Genomic DNA, 21,288 nt, shown 5'->3' on the forward strand with positions numbered 1-21,288 from the left:
CCGGCGCGCGCTACTCTGGTGTGGCCGACGTTGGGAGGTCCCCCATGCCGACCCTGGTGCTCTGGGTGTCGACGATCGCTCTGCTGGCCGTGGCCGGCCTTGCCTGGCTGTCCGCGCGCCCGCGCACCGGCCGGGTGCCGGTCGTCCGGGTGATCGACCGGGACGGCCGCGTGCGCACCCTCCCGGCCGACGACCCCCGCATCTCCCGCCACCTCTAGACGGCCGTCGCGCGCGTGGTGCGATTGAATGCACCGCATGCACACCGAACGGCCGGTTTCCGAAGATCTTGCCGCCCTCGCCGCCGCCTACGGCGGCCCTCCCGCGCTGGGCTGGGACGCGGTGCACGCGTTCGAGCGAGCGCACGGCATCGTGCTGCCGGAGCCGTACCGGACGTATGTCGCGGAGACGGCCGACGGCTCGCCCATCGACGGCCTGATCGGCCTCGCCGACCTGCCGGACGACTGGGACGGCGACGCCGCGGATCGCGATCTCGCCGCGCCCTTCCCGCTGACCGAGGCCTGGCTGTGGGAAGAGGACCCCGACGCGGACCCGGAACGCATCCGCCGCGTCTACGACCACGGGTCCGTCGTGCTCGGCACGGACGGCTGCGCGCTCTACTGGCACCTGATCGTCAGCGGACCGCGACGCGGCGAGGTCTGGGCGGTCTCGGACGTCGGAGCGGGCCCGGCGGACGGCGAACGGGCCTGCTCGGCTGGCTGCGCCAGAGGTAGTCACGCCGTCGCCGGCCGGGTCACCCGCGCACGGCCGTCATTCCCTGTCCGTGGCCGCGTGTCCAGGCGATCGGCCGGCCGTCCAGCGCGAGCAGGTTGTGGTGGCCGTCCGGCGGCGCGCCGACCGGGGTGGCCGGTGGCAGCACGTCCGGTGCCTCGTTCGAGATCCAGTGACCGGGCAGTGACCGCACCAGTGACACGAACGCCGCGCGCGGCTCCGGCGGCACCAGGTACAGCACGGACGTGTGGAACACGACCAGCGTCGCACCGGCCGGCGCCCGCGCGGCCAGTGAGGGCAGCGCCTCCACCAGGTCACCGCGCACGAGCAGCGGCGGGTCCGCCGCCGCGACCGCGGCCGCCGCGCGCAGCCGGGTGCGCCGGTGCTCGTGCTCCGGCCAGATCAGCGCGTCGAGCCAGGCCAGGTCCGCGGGTGAGCGCACGTCCAGCGGGTTCAGGTCGATACCGGCCCGCCACACCACGTCCGGCAGCCGGGACGGCAGAAGATCAGAAACGCAGTCCAGCACCGGTACGCCGTCCCCGAGCACGTACGGGCCGTACCGGTAGGAGTAGCGGTCCGGATAGAGGCACAGCCCGGCGGACGCGCCCACCTCCAGCAGCGCCAGCGGCTGCGGCAGCGACGCCAGCACCGGCAGCAGCACCGCACACCGCCCGGCCTCGTTCGTCTGCGTGATCCGCGCGCGCATCTGGAGCGCCACCGCGTCCCACCGCTCCACCACGAACGCCCGGAACCCGGCCCACGAGTCCACCGGCCCGCCCAGCAGCCGTACCGACCCGAACAGCAGATTCGGCTGCCGCCTGGCCTCCGGCAGCCGATCGATCAGCGCGATCAGCTCCGCGTCCCCGGCCACCCCGCGCGCCAGCGCCTCGTACGCCGGCGACACTCCGCGCGCTTCCCGCGCGAACGCGCTGTACCGCACATCGGTCATCCGCCGGCCCGCCCTCCGTCTCGCGCACCGTCACCGGTCGAGACAGGCATCCTCAACCGTCCTCGGCAACGCATGCACTTTCAGTTTGACGGCGTCGTCGAAGGCGAGGACCGGGCCGATGCTGAGCTGAGCATCCGGCGCACCATCGCTACGCTGTGCGAGTGACATGAAGCGTCCCCGGGCGCCGGAGCGCCCGGGGACGCGGGTGATCTGAGGGTCTGTCTAGCCCGGGCCGATGTAGGTCATGTCGACGTCCCCTCGCAGCGTGTCTCGGCCGATCCCTCCCGACCGGCCGAGATCCACTCTACGGGCCTCCTGAGCTGGGCAGATCACCAAATCGTGCCACTGTGGAACGTGGTCAGACGGTCACCGGCGCGGCCGGCGAGAGGATGTGCAGGCGCCCCTCGGCGATGTCGAAGTAGCCGCCGCACAGCTCCAGTTCGCCGGCCGCCTCGCGGGCCGCGACCGCCGGATGGGTGCGCAGGTTCTCGAGTTGTTGCAGCACGTTCTCCCGGCCGAGGCGGTCCAGGCGGTCGGGCCCGTCCGGCCGCGACGACAGCCGGTCCAGGCTGTGCGAGCCGTGCCGCAGCCAGCCGCTCAGGTACGGCATGTTTCCCGCGCTCCCCGGCGTGAGCAGCGCGTCCATGGCGCCGCAGGCCGAGTGCCCGCAGACCGTGATGGTCCGGATCGGAAGCACCGCCAGCGCGTACTCGATGGCGGCGATCGTGGAGTCGTTCGGGTCGGCCTCGCCGTGGCGCGGCACCAGGTTGCCGACGTTGCGGACCGTGAACAGGTCACCCGGCCCGCTCGACGTGATCATGTTGGGCACCAGGCGCGAGTCGGCGCAGGTGATGAAGAGCTGGGTGGGTCGCTGACCGTGCGCCAGTTCGCTGAGCAGCGGCCGGACCAGCGGTGCCACCTTCGACTGGTACTCCTCCGTGCCCTCCTCCAGCTGACGGCGGCCGGAGAGCGTGGTCGCGAGCGGGTGCCAGGCCGCGCGGTTGCGGACCGGTGGCGTGCGCCGCACCGGCCGGGGCAGCCCGGACTTGCCCGGCGCGTACCACTGCTCGAGCATCTCGTCGATGCGGACGGTCCCGCCGGCCCGCTCGTATCCGGTGCGCCAGTCGTCGATCGCGGTCACGCCGGCGTGGTCCATGAAATCGATGTTCAAAGAAAGATCAACAACGGCTCTCGCGGGTACGGCCGTGAGCGCTCGGGTCAGTGCCGGCACGCTCAGGAACGTCAGCGACCCGTCCACCGCGACCCGGACCGAGCCGTCCAGCTCCGGCGTGACCCGCACGTGGATGGACGCGAGCCGCCGGATCGTCAACAGCAGCGCGCAGCCGAGCCCGATGAGGACGCCCTCGAAGAGCCCGAGCGCCACCACCCCGGCCATGGTCAGCAGGTAGACCGGCAGCTCACCGTGCTGGTGCACGCCGCGCATGTGCGCCAGGTTGACCATCTGCACGCCGATCGCGACGAGCAGCGCGGCCAGCGCGCCGAGCGGGATCAGTTCGATCGCCGGCGCCGCGGCCAGCGCGAGCGCCAGCACCCAGACGCCGTGCATCACGGTGGAGCGGCGGCTGCGCGCGCCGGCCTTGGCGTTCGCGGTGCTGCGCACGATCACGCCGGCCACCGGCAGGCCGCCGAGCAGTCCGGCGGTCAGGTTCGCGGCGCCCTGTCCGGCCAGTTCCCGGTCGAGGTTGACGCGCCGGCCGTCGTGCAGCCGGTCCACGGCCACCGCGCAGAGCAGCGACTCGACGCTGGCGACCAGCGCGACCGCGATGACCGCGCCCGCGATCGACGTCCAGCTGCCGTCCGGCCACTGTGGCGTGACGAGCGCGCCGAGCGGGTCCGCGGGCAGGTCGACGCGGGCGACGTCCCAGCCGAGCACGGCCGCGACGCCGGTGCCGGCCGCGATCGCGGCGAGCGGCGCCGGGATCACCCGCGCGCGGGTGGGCAGGCGCGGCCAGGCGATCAGCACGGCCAGCGTGAGCAGGCCGGTGGCGACGGTCAGCGTGTGGTTGCGGATGAGCTGGCCGGGCAGCTCGATCAGGTTGTCCAGCGCGGAGCTCTGCGGCGTGCCGCCGAGCACGATGTGCAGCTGGGAGAGCGCGATGACCACGCCGACGCCGGCGAGCATGCCGTGGATGACCGCGGGTGAGACCGCGAGCGCGGCGCGGGCCACCCGGAACAGGCCGAGCAGGAGTTGCAGCACGCCGGCCGCGGCGACGATCGCGCAGGTGGCGGCCCATCCGTAGGCCTGCACCAGGCCGGCGACGATCACGGTGAGGCCGGCCGCCGGGCCGCTGACCTGCACGGCTGAGCCGCCGATCAGACCGCCGACGATGCCGCCGACCACGGCGCTGATCAGGCCGGCGACCAGTGGCGCGCCGGACGCGACCGCGATGCCGAGTGAGAGCGGCACGGCGATCAGCACCACGACCAGCGAGGCACCGAAGTCACCGCGCCAGGTCCAGGCCTTTGTGGAACCGGGCTCGCCGGTAACGGGCGGGCCGTGGGCGCCGTCGGCCGCCGGTGGCGGGTCCGGATCGCCGGCCGGGAGCTTGCCGTCGCCCTGCGCGACAACGCTCCCCGATACCCTTAAATGCTTAAAAATCGCCATACTCCACCTTCTTTACGTACGTAAGGTGCGGTCCTTACGTGCGCACAGAGTAGCGATCAGCGGTTGATGGAGTGGCCGGATCCGCGCCGAATCGTGGTCCGTTAACCAGGGATTAATCCCGAAGAGTCAACCCGGCCGAAACCCGGACGAGCGAACGACCGCGCCCCAACCGGGCACCGGCGACCGGGTTCCACGCAGGCTTGGAACAAGCCGCGAATCAGCTGAGAACTGTCTGAAACCGAAGGTCCGAGCGGGGGCTCTCAAACCCGCCCGGACCTCCGGCGACCCCGGCATCATCAGGTGCCGCTATCAGACCTGCTACCCGCGAACCGCCGGAATATGCGAATCGGAAACCGATTTCTGCGTGGGAGCGCTTCCGGTTTCGAAGAGCGTGGTCAGCAGGCCGGTCAGCACGGCCATCCCGTCCTGACTGAGCACCGACTCAGGATGGAACTGCACGCCGGCGAACCCGCGACCGCGCAGCGCGTGCACCGCGCCGTCCGCCGCGTCCCGGGCCAGCTCGACCGGGCCGACAGCGGTCTCCACCCGGTCCACGCCGGACAGCGCGGTGTACGTGGAGTAGAACCCGACCCGGCGTGTCGTCCCGAACAGCGGGATGTCGCGCTGCATGCCTTGATAGGGCGCGTCTCTGCGGTGCAGCGGCAGTCCCAGCATGCCGGACAGCAGCTGGTGCGAGAGGCACACGGCCAGCATCGGCCGGCCGGACGCCAGCCGCTCCGCGATCACCGCGCGCAGCGCCACCGCGGGCGGAAAATCCGGATCCGCCGGGTCACCCGGTCCCGGACCCGGCACCAGCAGGTCGAACGCGTCCCGGTCCGGGCCGGGCGCGTGCCACGGCCGCACGTCCACCGTCAGGCCGAGCGCGCGCAGCTGATGGGCCAGCATGCCGGTGAACGTGTCCTCCCCGTCCACGATCAGCGCGCGCCGGCCCGCGAACACCGGCCGCGGCGCGGCGGAGACCCGGTCCTCGAGCCAGAACCGGGCGAGCCGGTCGTTACGGGCCGCGAGCGCGTCCCGTACCGCCGGATCGTCGTGATCGTGGGTCCGGAGCGCCCCGGTGGCGGCGCGCGGGTGCAGGCCGAGCGCGGCCAGCACGCCCGCGGCCTTGGCGTAGGTCTCCGCGACCTCACCGGCCGGCGTCGAGTGCCGGACCAGCGTCGCGCCGACCGAGACGCGCAGCTCACCGGTCGGCGACAACTCCGCGGTACGGATCAGGATCGGCGCGTCCAGCGACTGGCCGCCGTCCGCGTCCCGGCCGAGCAGCGCGAGCACGCCCGCGTAGTAGCGCCGGCCCCGTCGCTCGTGCCGGGCGATCACCCGGGCCGCGTTCTCGATCGGGCTGCCGGTCACGGTCGGCGCGAACATCGTCTCGCGCAGCACGTCGCGCACGTCCCGCGTGGTGCGGCCGGCCAGCAGGTACTCGGTGTGGGTGAGGTGCGACATCTCCTTCAGGTACGGGCCGAGCACCTGGCCGCCGGCCTCCGCGACCGTGGCCATCATCTTCAGCTCCTCGTCGAGCACCATGTAGAGCTCGTCGCGCTCCTTCGGGTCGGCCAGGAACTCCAGCAGGTCCCCGCCGGCCGCGTGCCGGAACGTACCGCTGATCGGGTTCATCATCACCAGGCCGCGGTCCACGCTGACGTGCCGCTCCGGCGTCGCGCCGACCAGGTAGCGGGTGCCGGTCCAGACCAGGAACGTCCAGTACGCGCCGCGTTCGCCGGTCAGCAGGTTCCGGAACGCGGCGAGCGCGGCCGTGCGCGGATCGGTCCGGACCGTCGCGGTCCAGGTGCGGTGGATGACGAAGTTCGCGCCCGCACCGCGCCCGATCTCGTCCCGCAGCACCTCCTCGACCTTGCGGGCGTAGTCGTCGTCGCCGACGTCGAACCCGGCGTCCCCGGTGACGATCGGCGTGTCCGGGAGCGCCCGGAGGACCTCGTCCAGCGGGTGGGTGGCCGACGACGTGATGCGCAGACACTCCATCGGCGTGCCGTCGTCGACCGTGTCGAACCCACGTTCCACGATCTGCCGGTACGGGACGAGCGCCAGCGTCTGCGGCCCGGTGCGGTCGTCGAGCGGCAGGTCCGCGAGCGTGCCGACGACGCTCAGGTCCCCGGTGAAGGCCTCGACCTCGTCGGCGCCCTCGCGCTTGAGCAGCGCGAACGGCCGCGAGCCGGAGATGGTCTCGGTGAACAATGCGGTCTCCTGTGCGTCGGGGCCGTCGCTCTCGGCGGGCCTCGTCGTGCCACAGGATCTGCACAGTGGCGGCCGCCTCGATCGGGCGGCCGCGGTGTGGTTACGCGCGGATGCTGGCCGCCGGGAAGGCGGCCCACCAGAAGTTCAATCGCGCGGTCATGGGTTCGGAGCGTACACGGCGAAGTCGCTTGCCGGGAGCGCGGCGCGGCGCTAGCGTTGGCCGCGATGTGATCCGTTGACACCTCCCCGACCCGCGCCCGAGGCCGTTGCCGCCCGGCGGGTTCCCGCTCGTCTCCTCGAGGTGTCCCGGCATGTCCGTGCCCGCTCTGCTCGCCCATGACCTCGTCCGCACGCTCGGCACGCGCCGCGTGCTCGACGGCGTCTCCCTCGTCGCCGCCCCCGGTCAGCGCATCGGCCTGATCGGTGAGAACGGCACCGGTAAGACCACGCTGCTGCGGCTGCTCGCCGGCGCGGACGTGCCCGACTCGGGCACCGTGGTCCGCCCGGAGTCCCTCGGCTTCCTGCACCAGGAGCTGCCGTTCCCGCCCACCGCCACGCTGTCCGACGTGCTCGACGACGCGCTCCGCGAGGCCCGTCTCGCACTGGCGACGCTCGACCGCCTCGCCGCCGCGCTGTCCGGCGACGCCTCCGGCGGGACGGCGCCGAACCCCGAGCCCTCAGGCGGCGCGGGGCCGGACCCCGACGACCTGCTGGACCGGTACGGCACCTGGCTGGAACGGGCGGAGGAACTGGCCGCCTGGGACGCGGACCGGCGGGCGACGCTGGTGACGGCCGGGCTCGGTCTCGGCCACCTGGATCCGGCCCGCAGCGTGGGCTCGCTGTCCGGCGGCGAACGCGGGCGCCTCGCGCTGGCCGCGCTGCTGGTGCGCCGCCCGGCCGCGCTGCTGCTGGACGAGCCGACCAACCACCTCGACGACGCGGCCGCCGCGTTCCTGGAGGAGGAACTGCGCGGCCTGCCCGGCGTGGTGATCGTGGCCAGTCACGACCGCGCGTTCCTGGACGCGGCCTGCACCGACCTGATCGACCTGGACCCGGCCACGGACGGACCGACCCGGTACGGCGGCGGCTACACCGCGTACCAGGCCGCGAAGATCGCCGAACGGGAGCGGTGGCAGCGCCGCTTCGAGGAGGAACAGGACGAGCTGGCGTCGCTGCGCCACGCGGCCTCGGTCACCGCGCAGCAGGTCGCGCACGGCCGGGCGCCACGGGACAGCGAGAAGATGGGCTACGGCCACACCGCCGGCCGCGTCCAGCAGCAGATCTCCCGCCGGGTCCGCAACGCGTCCCGCCGGCTGGAGGAACTGGAACGCACCCAGGTCCGCAAGCCGCCCAAGCCGCTGCGGTTCCAGCCCACCACGCTGGCCACGACGGCCGCCTCCGGCCTGCTGGTCTCGCTGCGTGACGTGCGCGTGCCCAGCCGGCTGTCCCTCGACCGCCTGGACGTCTCGGCCGGCGACCGCGTGCTCGTCACCGGCCCGAACGGCGCCGGCAAGTCCACGCTGCTCGCCGTGCTCGCCGGTCGCCTCGACGCGGCCGGCGACGTGCGGCGGCGCCGCGGGCTGCGGGTGGCGCTGCTGACCCAGGACACCGTCTTCGACCGGCCGGACCTGCTCGTCCACGAGCTCTACGCCGCCACGCTCGGCCCGGACCGCGCGGAGGCGGTGCCGCTCGGTTCGCTCGGCCTGCTCCCGGCCCGCGCCCGGACGCTGCCGGTCGGCGAGCTGTCCGTCGGCCAGCGACGGCGGCTCGCGCTCGCACTGGTCATCGCGGACCCGCCGGAACTGCTGCTGCTCGACGAGCCCACCAACCACCTCTCCCCGCGGCTCGCCGACGAGCTGGAGGACGCGCTCGGCACCGCCGGTCCCGGCGCCGTGGTGGTCGCCAGCCACGACCGCTGGCTCCGCTCGCGCTGGCCGGGCCGCGAACTGGCGCTGCCGGGCACCCGCTGATGCCGCGCGCGGAGCCGTCGCCGCGCCCCGCACGACCGTGTGCCCGGCCTCGGTCGGGGCCCGGAGGCCGGAGCCGGGAAGGCCCGGACGGCCTTCCCGGCGATCGGGGCTACAGCGTCAGGTTGCGGCCGGTGGCCGCGTCGAAGAGGTGGACCTTGTCGACGTTGAGCCAGACCCGGTGCGGTTCGCCGGAACGGACCCGGGACTCGGCGGAGAAGCGGGTGACCAGGTTGGATGCGCCGGACGGCAGGTCGGCGCCGCCCGCGTCCGCGGCCAGCTCCTCCAGCTCGGCCGAGGTGGCCGTCTCGCCCTCGAGCGTGAAGTAGGCGTACTTGTCCGAGCCCATCGACTCGACCAGGTCGACCGGGGCGGTGAACTCGTGGCCCCGGGCCCGCTGGGCGTCGTCGACCAGCGCGGCGTCCTCGAAGTGCTCCGGGCGGATGCCGAGGATCAGCTCGGACGAGGAGAGCCCGTCCCGTACCCGGGCGGGGATCGTGATCTTTCCGAGCGGCGTCTCCAGGTGGCCGTCCGACACGGCCGCGGGCAGGAAGTTCATCGACGGTGAGCCGATGAAGCCGGCCGTGAAGAGATTGGCCGGGTGGTCGTAGAGGTCCTGCGGGTGACCGACCTGCTGCACGCGGCCGGCCCGCATCACCACCACGCGGTCGCCGAGCGTCATCGCCTCGGTCTGGTCGTGCGTCACGTAGACGGTGGTGGTGCCGAGCTGCTTCTGCAGGCGGGACACCTGGGTACGCATCTGCACGCGCAGCTTCGCGTCCAGGTTGGACAGCGGCTCGTCCATCAGGAACGCCTTGGGGCTGCGCACGATCGCCCGGCCCATGGCGACGCGCTGGCGCTGGCCACCGGAGAGGTTCGCCGGCTTGCGGTCGAGGTAGGGCGTCAGCTCCAGGACCTTCGCGGCCTCCTCCACCTTCTGGTTGATCACCGCCTTGTCGAGCTTGGCCAGCTTGAGCGGGAAGCCCATGTTGTCGCGGACCGTCATGTTCGGGTAGAGCGCGTAGGACTGGAACACCATGGCGATGTCCCGGTCGCGCGGCGCCTTGTCGTTGACCCGCTCGCCGCCGATCAACAGGTCACCGGAGCTGATGTCCTCCAGCCCGGCGATCATGTTGAGCGTGGTGGACTTGCCGCAGCCGGACGGGCCGACCAGGATCACGAACTCGCCGTCCGCGATCTCCAGGCTCACCTCCTCGACCGCGGTCGTACCGTCCGGGTACTGCTTACTGATCTTGTCGAGAACTATCTCCGCCACTGGACCATCACCCCTTGACCGCGCCGTTCGTCAGACCCGAGACGATGCGACGCTGGAAGAACAGCACGAACAGAATGATCGGGATCGTGATCACCACGGCGGCCGCGGAGATCGCGCCGGTCGGGTCCTCGAACTGGGACTCGCCGGTGAAGAACGACAGTGCGACCGGCACCGTGCGGGACCGCTCGGTGGAGGTCAGCGAGATCGCGAACAGGAAGTCGTTCCAGCAGAAGATGAAGACCAGGATCGCGGTGGTGAACACGCCCGGTGCGGCCAGCGGCGCGATCACCCGGCGGAACGCCTGCGCCTGGGTGGCGCCGTCCATCTTCGCGGCCTTCTCCAGGTCCCACGGGATCTGCTTGAAGAACGCGGAGAGCGTGTAGATCGCCAACGGCAGCGCGAACGTGATGTACGGCAGGATCAGGCCCGGCCAGGTGTCGAACAGGCCGAGCCGGCGCTCGATCTCGAACAGCGGCGAGACCAGCGAGACCTGCGGGAACATCGCGATCAGCAGCGACACGCCGACCAGCAGCCCCTTGCCGGGGAAGTCCAGCCGGGCGATCGCGTACGCGGCCATCGTGCCGAGCACCACCGCGACCGTGGTCGCGATCAGCGCGATGCCGATCGAGTTGACCAGCGCGCGGACGAACTGGTCGGTGGAGAAGATGACCCGGTAGTTGTCGAGCGTCCACTCCCGCGGGATGAAGTTGCCGTCCGCGATCGTGGCCGGGGTCTTGAACGACAGCGACGTGATCCACAGCACCGGGATCAGCGCGAACGCGACCACGAGCACGCCCAGCAGGCCCCAGACGGCCTTCTCCCGCGTCTCCTTGCTGACCCGCTCGCGTACCGGCGCCGGTCGTCGTTTCTGCTCCGTGAGCGCCGTGGTCATCAGCGCCTCCCCTCGTCGGAGGCACCCGGTGCGGCGGTGCCGAAGAGTTTGACGAAGACGAACGCGATGAGCGCGACGGTCAAGAAGATCAGCACCGACATCGTGGAGCCGATGCCGAGGTTGAGCCCGCGCAACAGGTTGTTGTAGGCGATCATCGAGACCGAGGACGTCTCGTTCGCACCGGCCGTCAGCACATAGATGTTGTCGAAGACCCGGACCGAATCGAGGGTACGGAACAGCAGCGCGACCAGGATCGCCGGCTTCATCACCGGCAGCATCACCTTCGTGAACCGCTGCCACCAGGTCGCCCCGTCCATCGACGCGGCCCGCATCAGCTCGTCCGGCACCAGCGCCAGGCCCGCCATCAGCAGCAGCGCCATGAACGGCGTGGTCTTCCAGATCTCCGCCACGATGATGATCGCCAGTGACCCGGCCCGCTCGGTCAGCGGCGCCCCGTCCGGCGTGACCAGGTTCGCCAGGTACCCGGTGTCCGGCGTCCACGCGTACCGCCAGGAGAACGCGGCCACCACGGTCACGATGCCGTACGGGATCAGCGCGGCGGTCCGGACCAGCCCGCGCCCGACCAGCGTCCGGTGCATGATCAGTGCCAGGCCCATGCCGAGCACCAACTCGATCGCGACCGTCACCACCGTGATCAGCATGGTGACGCCGAACGCGGTCCACCAGTACCCGTTGGACAGCACCGTCACGTAGTTGTCCAGGCCGACGAACTGGCGCTCGTCCGGGAACTTCAGGTCGAACCGCTGCAACGACAGCCAGACCGAATAGAGGATCGGGTACGCCGTCACCGCCACCATGACGACCGCGGCCGGCGCGCACAGCAGCCAGCCGAGCCGCCGCTCCTGTTTCTTGCCCTCACTGAGGACCGTGCTCACGGCAACACCCCCTTCGAGTCGAGCGCGTCCTGGATCTCCTGCCTCAGCTGCTCGGCGGTCGACTCCGGATCGATGTCACCCGGCGGGGACAGCGTCGCCGACATGACCGTGGAGATGTTCTGGTACGCCGGGGACAGCGGCCGCACCGACGCGTCCTGCAACTCCGCCAGGATCACGTCCTTCATCGGGTACGCCTCGGCCATCTCCGGCTCGGCGTAGACCGCCTCGATCGTCGGCGGCACACCGTCGTTGATCGCCGCGTACTTCTGGTGCTCCGCGTTGCGCAGACAGCGGGCCGCCTCGAACGACTCCGCCGGATACCGGGAGTACGCGCTGACCGCCAGGTTCGTGCCACCGATCGTGACCCGGCTCGGCGTGTTCGCGTCCACCCCGGGGTAACGGGCCCAGCGCACCGTCCGGGCCAGGTCCGGCGCGGCCTCCTGCATGGCCGGGTAGACGTACGGCCAGTTCAGCTGGAACGCGCCGTTGCCGCCCTGGAACTCCAGCCGGGCCGGGTCCTCCAGCGCGTTCGTGAACGACGGGCTGGTCACCCCGGCCGTGGCGAACCGCTTCAGCACGTCCAGCGCGCGCACCGCGCCGTCGTCGAGCACCGCGGTCTTGCCGTCCTCGCTCAGAATGGCACCGCCGGCGCTGGCCACCAGCGTGTTGTAGAGGACGACCAGCCCCTCGTACTGGGCGCCCATCGTGATCACCTGGTACGGCCTGCCCTGCGCCTTCAGCTGCTGGGCCTGGGCGATCATCTCGTCCCAGGTGCGCGGCGGGTTCGGCACCAGATCCGAGCGGTACCAGAGCAACTGCACGTTCGTGTTGTTCGGCGCCGCGTACAGCCGGTCCTCGTACGTCGCGGACTCCAGCGGACCGGGCAGCGTGCCGTCCCGCACCTCCGCCGCGTCCGCGCCGGTCCACTCCCGGATCCACTCCGCGCCCGCGAACTCCTGCGTCCACGTCACGTCCAGCCCGAGCACGTCCATGCTCGGGTCCTCGGCCGCGAGCCGCCGGACCATCTGCACGCGCTGATCGTCCGCGCCGCGCGGCAGCACCCGGTAGACGATCTGGTAACGGCCGTTCGCGGCCGCGTTGCACTCGTCGATCACGGTCTGCATGTTCTCGACCGGCGGATTGTAGAAATTGATCGTCGGGGGGCCACCGTCGTCCTGACCACCGCACGCCGCGAGCGGCACGGTCACCAGCACCGTCGCGGCAAGCGCGCGCCAGCCCTTCCTCGGGGTATCTCCCATCCCTGTGCCTCGCCTCCCATGTGGAGATGGCGCGCGCCGCGGGGCATCGCTGCGCTCACACCCACACGGCACGCGGTCCGGGGGACGACCTCAGCGGGTCATCCGTACCACCATCTCCCCCGCCCACGACACGGCGAAACGCATCGTTAACACACTGTCCACGTCAGGCGGTCCCGGCCGGCTCGGCCAGCGTCAACGCCCGGCCCGCCCAGCTGCCCGCCGACTCGACCCGCCGCAGCAGAATCCCCTCCCGCAGCGCCCACGGGCAGATCGTCACCTCGTCCAGGCCGAACATGTCCAACATGGTGTGTGCCACCAGCGCGCCGGCCAGCGACTGCCGGGCTCGCGGCGCCGAGATCCCGGGCAGCCGCGCGCGTTTGGCCGCGGTCAGCGCGCCGAGCCGGCCGATCTGCCGCGCCAGCTCCTCCCGGCGCAACACCCGCGGCACGAACAGGCCGTGCCGCAGCGGCGGCGCACCGCACAACTGGGCCAGCTGCTGGAACGTGCGGGACGTGGCGACCGCGGTCCGCGGCGCGTCCCAGCGCATCCGGCTCGCCACCTCGCCCAGCTCCCGGCGCAGATAGCCGCGTACCTTGTCGACCTTCGCGCTCCGCGGCGGATCACCGCGCAGCCGCTCACGGGTGATCCGGGCCGCGCCGATCGGCAGCGACACCGCGAACGACGGCGCCAGATCATGCCCGTAGGCGATCTCCGCCGAGCCGCCGCCGATGTCGAGAAGCAGCAGCGGGCCGGCCCGCCAGCCCATCCAGCGGCGTACGGCCAGGAACGTCAACTCCGCCTCCTCGGTACCGGACAGCGTGCCCAGCCGCACCCCGGTCCGCGCCTCGATCCCGGCCAGCGCGGCGTCCCGGTTCGGGGCGTCCCGGACGACCGCGGTCGCGTAGGCGAACAGCTCCTGCACCTCCCAGCGCCGGGCCTGCGCGACGGCCGCCCCGACGGCGGTCGCCAGGCGGTCGATCGCCTCCGCGCACAGGGCACCGTCCCGGCCGATCACCTCGGCCAGGCGGACCGGTTCCTTGATCGCGTGCACGGGCAGGGGGACGCCGTCGCCGACGTCGGCCACGACCAGCTGAGCCGTGTTCGAGCCGACGTCGAGCACTCCGATTCGCATGCAGTCAGTTTCCTTGATCATCTGGTTTATCCGCGAAGGGTTCCTGGGATCGGCGACCTTCAAACGGGGGATGCGGGTGGCCGGGGGTACGTTGCGTGGTCGCGTTCCCGCATCCGCCGGACTGCTCCGCGCCGCGCGGGCGCGTTCCCACGTCGGCCGGACCAGCTCCGCGCCGCGCGGGCGCGCTTCCGCATTCCCCGGATCGCTCCGCGTTGCGCCGGGGGCATCCAGGGCATGCCTCCGGCGGGCCTCGGGCTCCGGGGAGGGGCGGGGGTTCCGGCGGGCTTGGCGTTCGTTGGCCCGGCTGTTTTTTCCTGGGTGGGGTGGGTTTCGTCTGGTGTGCCTGGCGGCGGTCTGCGCGGTGCGCACGAGAAGATCGAAGGCGCCGGGCGGTCGTTATGTGGGATCGACCTTCTGCTTGCTGGGATCGAACGTCCTCTCGGCGCGATACAGCGTCGACGCCACCAGACAGCAACGGTGCTGGAAGGATCTTGCCCCATGTCCGGTGACCTGGTTTCCGGGGCCACCGGCGCCACGGTTTCCACGCCGCCGGTGACGCGGTTTCTGCACCGCCGGTGACGCGCCTTCCCGTGCCGCCGGTCACGCGGTTTCCGCACCACCGACAGACGCAGCTCCGGTGACGCGGTTTCCGCACCACCGGCAAACGCGGCCCGGTGACGCGGTTTCCGCACCACCGGCAAACGCGGCCCGGTGACGCGGTTTCCGCGCCACCGGCAAACGCGGCTCGGTGACGCGGTTTCCGCGCCACCGGTGACGTGCGGCGGCTCCACATGCCGGATATGCCGCCCATGTCACGCCGGACGTCGACCGGCCGGAAGCGGTCTACCGATATGCGGGTGAGGCTAGGCGGCGGGGCTGGCGGTGAGGCCGGCGAGGAGGATCGCGGTGGTCTGGGTGATGATGGCCGCGCGGTTGGCCTCGAAGACCGGGTCCGTGATCGTCTCGAAGTTGTCGGCGTCGAAGTCGAGGACCGGCGTGTGGACGTGCCCGCCGGCCGGGGGTGACGGCGTCTCGGTGAGGAGGCGGGTGACGCGGTACGCGCTCTCGTTGGACAGGTAGCCACCGCCGCCGCCGTCGACCGCGATCGAGCCGGGTGTGGGGCCGTCGGGGCGGGTGACCGGGGTGGTGCCGCCCGCGGGGATCTCCCGGACCGAGGTGTTGATGCGCACCGCGAACAGGCCCTCGGCCTGCGACATGGCTTCCATCGGGAGCGTGCTGGGCAGGAACTCGGGACCGGGGCCGACGTTGGGGAAGACGGCCGGTGCGGTCGGCAGGCCGCCGCCCCACAGGTTCAGGTTGTCGGGTACGGCGGTGGAGCGGCGGCGGCCGTTGAAGGCCTCCAGGTCGAACGCGTCCGGCCGGCCCTGGCTGATCGTGGTGACCTGGTCGGGGTCGCGGGCGAGGGCGGCGCGGAACGCGTCCTCCACGATTCCCTGGTCGAAGTCGGGGTAGCGGACCGGGAAGACCACGGCCTGGACCTGCACGCGGGTGCCGTCGAGCGCGGTCAGGATCTTTCCGTCGAGGGCCAGCGCGACCGCGCCGGACGGGTTGCCGCGGCGGATCTCCGCGTCCAGCTGGAACGGGTCGAAGCCGGAGATCATCAGTTTGCGGACGCCGGGCAGCGGGCGGAACGCGCTGGAGGTGAGGCCGCGTGACGCGTACTCCAGGCGCTTCTCCCAGGTGGCGCGCTCGGATGCCGTGTGCGGGAACGACGGCGTCCACTGCCGCAGCGCGCGCGTGAGGGCCAGCCGTGCCCAGTAGAGCGGGCGGTCGTCGTCGGACGGGAGGGCCGCGCCGATGGTCAGCGAACGCTGGGCGCGAGCGACCGCGGACTCGAAGAGCAGGCGGCCGGTGGCCTCCGCGTACGACCCGGCGATCCGGCCGGACGACACGGCGCACAGGCCGAGCGTGAACGCGCGGGTCAGGCCGTCGAACCCGCTGCGGTCGAGGATCTCGGCGGGGACGGACGCGGTGCCGCCGGGGACCGGGCGGTCGAGCCGCGCCTCCTCGGCGGTGAGCGGGACGGTGCCGTCGGCGCACCCGGCCGGGCGCGCCGCCGCGGGCGCCGCCAGCAGCGAGAACGTGAGAATCACTCCACAGAGCACGGACAGTGCGCGGGCGAGCCTGGTCACCGATACCTCCTGCAACCGAACGCGTCCTGGAGCGTCCGACCCGACACGAGGTTAACGAATATCGACCGCCGTCAGGTTGCCGTTCGGCGTCGGATTTTTTCCGGGTCGTGACGTTTGCCGCGCCGGGCGGACCGGGTAACGAGCGCGAGCACGCAGGATGGCGCATCAGGGGGGTCGAACATGTCCGACTTGGACGAGCCGAAGGTCACACTCGATGTCCGGCAGCTGGGACCGGTGGAGCGGAAGCTGCGGGGCGCGCTGGAGGAGCAGCTGACCTCCGCGCTGCAGGCCGCGACGGAACGGGTCCGCGACCACTACGCGGGCGAGCCGGTCGAGGTGGTTCAGCAGCAGTTGCTCGCCGCGACGCGGGCCGGCCTGCACCACGACATCGCGGACGCCTGGCAGCCGGACCCGGCCGAGTTGCACCGGGTCGCGGCGACGATCACGCGCCAGGACACGATCGCCCACCACACCGCGCCCTGAGAATCCAGGCGAACAGCGGGGGTACGTACCCCCGCTGTTCTGTTATCGGTAGACGGTCAGGATCAGGTCGCTGACCAGCGCGGTCCAGCCGGTCTGGTGCCACGCGCCGAGGCCGGCGCCGTTGTCCCCGTGGAAGTACTCCGGGAAGACGATTCGGTCCTTCCAATCCGGGTGGGTCTGGAACAGCTCGCACTGACCGTATATCGGCCGCCGGCCGTCCGCCGCCGGCAGGAACAGCGAGATCAGCCGGTGTGACAGGTCGTCCGCCACCTCGGTGAGCGTGACCTTCTTCCCGGACCGGGTCGGGTACTCCACCAGCAGGTCGTCGCCGTAGAACGTGGCGAACTCGCGGACCGCCTCGATCAGCAGGTAGTTGGTCGGCATCCAGATCGGGCCGCGCCAGTTGGAGTTGCCGCCGAACAGGCCGCTGGTCGACTCCGCCGGCTCGTAGCCGACCGTGAAGTCGGAGCCGCCGAGCCAGATCGTGAACGGCTTCTCCAGGTGGCTGCGGGAGAGCGTGCGCAGCCCGTACGGCGAGAGGAACTCCTCCTCGTCGAGCATGCGGGCCAGGATCCGCATCAGCTGTTCCTGCCCGACCATGGCGAGCAGCCGCTGCTGCCGCCCGCCGCCGGACAGCCGCCGCGAGCCGACGATGTCCGCGTACTGCGGGCGGCGGTTCTGGAACCAGCGCACCCGCGCGGCCAGCTCCGGCAGCCGGGACAGCGTGACCGCGGTGAGCGTGCTGGTCGCCGCGAGCGGCAGCAGGCCGACCACGGACCGGACCTTGAGCGGCAGCTTCACGCCGTCCGGCAGCCGCAGCACGTCGTAGAAGAACGAGTCCTCGTCGTTCCACAGGCCCTGCTGGTAGGCGGCCATCCCGATGTACGCGTAGTGCTCGAAGAACTTGGTGGCCACGTCCTCGTACGTGTGGTCGTGGATGGCCAGCCGGACCGCCATGTCCAGCAGGTTCAGCGCGTACATCGCCATCCAGCCGGTGCCGTCGGACTGCTCCAGCACACCGGCGACCGGCAGCGCGGCGGACCGGTCGAACGGGCCGACGTTGTCCAGCCCGAGGAAGCCGCCCTCGAACACGTTGTTGCCGTTGACGTCCTTGCGGTTGACCCACCAGGTGAAGTTGAGCAGCAGCTTGTGCAGCACCCGGGCGAGGAAGTCGTGGTCCCAGCCGCCGTCGATCTCGAAGACGCGCAGCGCGGCCCAGGCGTGCACGGGCGGGTTCACGTCACCGAACGCCCATTCGTACGCCGGGATCTGGCCGTTGGGGTGCATGTACCACTCGCGGAGCAGGAGCAGCAGCTGCGACTTGGCGAACCCGGGGTCGACGCGCGCGATGGAGACGCAGTGGAACGCCAGGTCCCACGCCGCGTACCAGGGGTACTCCCACGGGTCCGGCATCGAGATGACGTCGAAGCTGTTCATGTGCCACCAGGCGCTGTTGCGCCCGTGCCGGCGCCCGGACGGCGGCGTGGAGCCGGGGTCGCCGGAGAGCCACTGCTCCACGTCGAAGTGGTAGAACTGCTTGCCCCACATCAGGCCGGCGATCGCCTGCCGGGCCACGTTCGCGGCCTCGCGGGGCGCGGCGGCCGGGATGACCTCGGCGAAGAAGTCGTCGGCCTCGGCCGCGCGCAGCCGCATCACGGTGTCGAAACCCGCTTCGAGATCCAGCGAGGGTACGGGGCCGGGCGCGGTCAGCGACAGCCGCAGCCGGATCGTGGCCTGCGACCGGGCCGGCACGGTCACCGTGTAGTGCAGTGCCGCCTTGGTGCCCTCGCCGTCCGGGTTGACCGTGTCCGCGCCGTCGACCACGTAGTCGTTGATGCCGTCCTTCGGGTACGCGCTGCGCCCCACCAGCCCCCACAGCCGCTGGGTGTTGGTCTCGTTGTCGCAGGCGAGCGGCTCGGGGTCACCGGAGCCCTCCAGCACGATCTGGCCGAGCCCGCGGTGCTGCCCGATCAGCCGGTTGCCGGAGCCGAGGATGGTCGGCACGTGGTCCCGGCCGGGGATGCCCCACGACCACGTGTTGCGGAACCACATGGTGGGCAGCACGTGCAGCGTGGCCTCGTCCGGGCCGCGGTTGGCGAGCGTGACCAGCATGCAGTAGTCGGTCGGCGAGGCCTTGGCGTAGTCGACGGTGACGGCCCAGAACCGGTCGTCGTCGAAGACGCCGGTGTCGACCAGCTCGTACTCGCTCTCGTCGCGGCGCCGGGCGCGGTTCGTCCGCACCAGGTCCTCGTAGGGGAACGCGGCCTGGGGGTAGTGGTAGCGCCAGCGCATCCACGAGTGGGTGGGCGTGGAGTCCTCGTACCACCAGTAGTCCTTGACGTCCTCGCCGTGGTTGCCGCCGTCGCCGCCGAGGCCGAACATCCGCTCCTTGAGGATGGAGTCCTTGCCGTTCCACAGGCCCAGCGCGAAGCAGAACAGCTGGCGGTCGTCGCAGACGCCGGCCATGCCGTCCTCGTTCCACCGGTAGACGCGCGACCGTGCGTGATCGTGCGGGAAGTAGTCCCAGGCGGTGCCGTGTTCACTGTAGTCCTCGCGGACCGTGCCCCAGGCGCGTTCCGACAGGTAGGGCCCCCACGCCCGCCACGGCTGCTCGCCCGAGTCCGCCTGCGCGAGACGCTCCCGTTCACTCACCGGCGCCCCTCACCTCCTCGTGAATCTTCCATAGGAGAACTTCCCAAGACAAAGTCGATCACACTAAACATTGTCGCCGTGGCGTGTTACCGCCACTCCACCGACGACATGAGTGATAGGTGCTGAAATCATGATCCCGATCAGCTTCGGCCCTCAGGTCTGCGGCGCGCTCACCGAGGGCGCCGCGCGCGAGTGGCTGGTCCCGGACGGCCTCGGCGGATACGCCATGGGCACGGTCTCCGGCCTGCGCACCCGCCGCTACCACGGGCTGCTCATGGTCTCCGGCGCGACCGCGGCCGCGCGCACGCTCGCGCTGGCGAGCCTGGACCCAGTGCTCACCGTCGGCGGTGACGAGGTCCGGCTGGGCGTGCACGAGTGGGCGTCCAGCTCGGTCGCGCCGGCCGGGCACGCGTTCCTGGAGCGGTTCTCGCTGATCGACGGCCTGCCCCGGTGGCGCTGGCGGGTCGGCGACGTGGTCCTCGAACGCGAGCTGGCCATGGTGTACGGACGCCCCGCGGTCGCCGTGGTGCACCGGCTGCTGGCCGGCGGCCCGGTCCGGCTCGACCTCCAGGCGCTGTGCACCTGGCGGGACGGGCACGGCGAGCGGGGTGCGGGCGGGCCCGCGCTGGGCGTCGAGCCGGCGGCCGGCGGCGCGGTGATCGAGAACGCCTACCGCCTGGACGGCCCGGACTGGCGCGCGGCCGGCACCTGGTGGACCGGCGTGCACCACCGGGAGGAGGCGGCACGCGGGCTGGCCGCCGACGAGGATCTGTTCCACGCGGGTACGTTCGGCGCCGAACTGCGGGAGCCCGGCGACGTGCTGGAGGTGCGCGCGTGGGCCGGCGCGCTCGGCGACACCCCGCCGCCGGCCCGCGAGGTGATCTCCGCGGCCCGGCGCCGGAACCGCGCGGTGGTCGCCGCCGCCGCGCCGGCCGACGACGTGGACGCCACGCTCGCGCTCGCCGCGGACGCGTTCGTGGTCCGCACCGGCTCCACGCCGGACGTGGTCGCCGGATACCCCTGGTTCGGCGCCTGGTCCCGGGACACCATGATCGCCTACGAGGGACTGCTGCTCACCACGAACCGCGCGGAGGAGGGCCGGCGGCTGCTGCTCGGCTACGCGGCCACGCTCTCCGAGGGCATGCTGGCGAACACCGCGGACACCGGCAGCGTCGAGTACAACACGGTGGACGGCACACTGTGGTTCCTGCACGCGGTGGCCCGGCACGTGACCGTCACCGGCGACACCGACCTGGCCGAGGAGCTGCTGCCGGCGCTGCGCGACGTGGTGGACGCGCACCTGCGCGGCACCCGCTACGGCATCCGCGTCGACCCGGACGACGGCCTGCTCACCCAGGGCGCCGCCGGGGAGGCGCTGACCTGGATGGACGCCCGGGTGCGCGGCGTGCCGGTGACCGCGCGGGCCGGGAAGCCGGTCGAGGTGAACGCGCTCTGGATCAACGGCCTGGCCGGTATCGTGGATCTCGCACGGCGCACCCGCGGTGACGCCGGCGCGGCTCCGGCCGCGCACCGGGCCGCGCTCGCCTCGTTCCGCCGCCGCTTCCCGGCGCCCGCCGGGTGGCTCTACGACGTGGTCGACGGACCGCACGGCGACGATGCCTCGCTTCGTCCTAACCAATTGTTGGCCTGGTCTTTGCCGTACGCGCCGATGCGTGCCGATGCACGTGCTCTCCGTGCAATTTCCAAGGGATTGCTGACGCCGATCGGTCTACGCAGCCTCGGCCCCCGGGAAATGGGTTTCCTGGGTGAACACCGTGGAAATTCCGACGCCAGGGATGGCGCGTATCACATGGGCACGGTGTGGCCGTGGTGGGTGGGGCCATTTATCGATACGTGTGCGAAGTCCGCCGTGTCAGATGGCGAACTACTCTCCGGTATCGAAGGTCATTTGACCGAGTTTGGCCTAGGCTCTGTCACTGAAACAGCGGACGGTGAGCCACCTCACTCGGCTACGGGTTGCCCGTTTCAAGCGTGGTCGGTCGGGGAACTAGTTCGCGTCCGTCGGTGTTGATCAACCTTGGTTACACGACGGCAACCGG

At 71.7% G+C, this 21,288-nt stretch carries 15 protein-coding genes; 4 read left to right on the plus strand and 11 right to left on the minus strand.

The genetic code is table 11. The annotated features are described in order from the left end of the window. Positions 1-44 precede the first annotated feature (44 nt). Positions 45-218: a hypothetical protein gene (locus tag J2S44_RS07345; RefSeq protein ID WP_310410102.1), complete on the plus strand. Its 174-nt coding sequence runs from the start codon at positions 45-47 to the stop codon at positions 216-218. Positions 219-751: 533 nt separating this feature from the next. On the opposite strand, the gene J2S44_RS07350 is transcribed toward J2S44_RS07345, so the two are convergent. The 4 genes from J2S44_RS07350 to J2S44_RS07365 all read right to left on the minus strand — a co-directional run bounded on the left by J2S44_RS07350 (position 752) and on the right by J2S44_RS07365 (position 6,518). Next, on the minus strand, positions 752-1,678 hold the full coding sequence (locus tag J2S44_RS07350; protein WP_310410104.1) for a DUF2332 domain-containing protein: 927 nt from the start codon (positions 1,676-1,678) through the stop codon (positions 752-754). A gap of 30 nt (positions 1,679-1,708) precedes the next feature. Then, positions 1,709-1,846: a hypothetical protein gene (locus J2S44_RS07355; protein ID WP_310410105.1), complete on the minus strand. Its 138-nt coding sequence runs from the start codon at positions 1,844-1,846 to the stop codon at positions 1,709-1,711. A 190-nt stretch (positions 1,847-2,036) separates the two neighbouring features. Next, positions 2,037-4,304, minus strand: coding sequence for a SulP family inorganic anion transporter (locus J2S44_RS07360; protein ID WP_310410107.1), 2,268 nt, complete (start codon positions 4,302-4,304; stop codon positions 2,037-2,039). A 318-nt stretch (positions 4,305-4,622) separates the two neighbouring features. Further along, a complete protein-coding gene (locus J2S44_RS07365; protein WP_310410108.1) occupies positions 4,623-6,518 on the minus strand; it encodes an anthranilate synthase family protein in 1,896 nt (631 codons plus the stop codon). Positions 6,519-6,829: 311 nt separating this feature from the next. Here J2S44_RS07365 and J2S44_RS07370 point away from each other — a divergent pair, with 311 nt between their 5' ends. Further along, positions 6,830-8,488: an ABC-F family ATP-binding cassette domain-containing protein gene (locus tag J2S44_RS07370; RefSeq protein ID WP_310410110.1), complete on the plus strand. Its 1,659-nt coding sequence runs from the start codon at positions 6,830-6,832 to the stop codon at positions 8,486-8,488. 109 nt (positions 8,489-8,597) lie between these two features. Here J2S44_RS07370 and J2S44_RS07375 read toward each other — a convergent pair whose 3' ends face one another. From J2S44_RS07375 to J2S44_RS07400, 6 genes are all read right to left on the minus strand, one after another. Next, a complete protein-coding gene (locus tag J2S44_RS07375) occupies positions 8,598-9,761 on the minus strand; it encodes an ABC transporter ATP-binding protein (protein ID WP_310410112.1) in 1,164 nt (387 codons plus the stop codon). A gap of 7 nt (positions 9,762-9,768) precedes the next feature. Next, positions 9,769-10,653, minus strand: coding sequence for a carbohydrate ABC transporter permease (locus J2S44_RS07380; protein WP_310410114.1), 885 nt, complete (start codon positions 10,651-10,653; stop codon positions 9,769-9,771). Next, positions 10,653-11,549 (minus strand): carbohydrate ABC transporter permease, encoded by an 897-nt coding sequence (locus J2S44_RS07385; protein ID WP_310410116.1) that lies wholly within the window; start codon positions 11,547-11,549, stop codon positions 10,653-10,655. Before J2S44_RS07385 ends, J2S44_RS07380 begins: the two co-directional genes overlap by 1 nt. Further along, positions 11,546-12,808, minus strand: coding sequence for an ABC transporter substrate-binding protein (locus J2S44_RS07390; protein ID WP_310410118.1), 1,263 nt, complete (start codon positions 12,806-12,808; stop codon positions 11,546-11,548). The genes J2S44_RS07385 and J2S44_RS07390 overlap by 4 nt, the downstream gene beginning before the upstream one ends. Positions 12,809-12,971: 163 nt before the next feature. Continuing rightward, complete coding sequence (locus J2S44_RS07395) at positions 12,972-13,940, minus strand: Ppx/GppA family phosphatase (protein ID WP_310410119.1); 969 nt, start codon at positions 13,938-13,940, stop codon at positions 12,972-12,974. 863 nt (positions 13,941-14,803) lie between these two features. Further along, positions 14,804-16,093 (minus strand): PA0049 family protein, encoded by a 1,290-nt coding sequence (locus J2S44_RS07400; protein WP_310410121.1) that lies wholly within the window; start codon positions 16,091-16,093, stop codon positions 14,804-14,806. 189 nt (positions 16,094-16,282) lie between these two features. Between J2S44_RS07400 and J2S44_RS07405 the strand changes: the two genes are divergently transcribed. Continuing rightward, positions 16,283-16,576 (plus strand): hypothetical protein, encoded by a 294-nt coding sequence (locus tag J2S44_RS07405; RefSeq protein ID WP_374727961.1) that lies wholly within the window; start codon positions 16,283-16,285, stop codon positions 16,574-16,576. Between the two features lie 42 nt (positions 16,577-16,618). On the opposite strand, the gene J2S44_RS07410 is transcribed toward J2S44_RS07405, so the two are convergent. Further along, positions 16,619-19,228, minus strand: a complete 2,610-nt coding sequence (locus J2S44_RS07410; protein ID WP_310410125.1) for an MGH1-like glycoside hydrolase domain-containing protein — start codon at positions 19,226-19,228, stop codon at positions 16,619-16,621. Between the two features lie 130 nt (positions 19,229-19,358). On the opposite strand from J2S44_RS07410, the gene J2S44_RS07415 reads away from it, so the two are divergent. Then, complete coding sequence (locus J2S44_RS07415) at positions 19,359-21,260, plus strand: amylo-alpha-1,6-glucosidase (protein ID WP_310410127.1); 1,902 nt, start codon at positions 19,359-19,361, stop codon at positions 21,258-21,260. Positions 21,261-21,288: the final 28 nt, after the last annotated feature.

Source organism: Catenuloplanes niger, from assembly GCF_031458255.1.
Lineage (GTDB): Bacteria > Actinomycetota > Actinomycetes > Mycobacteriales > Micromonosporaceae > Catenuloplanes > Catenuloplanes niger.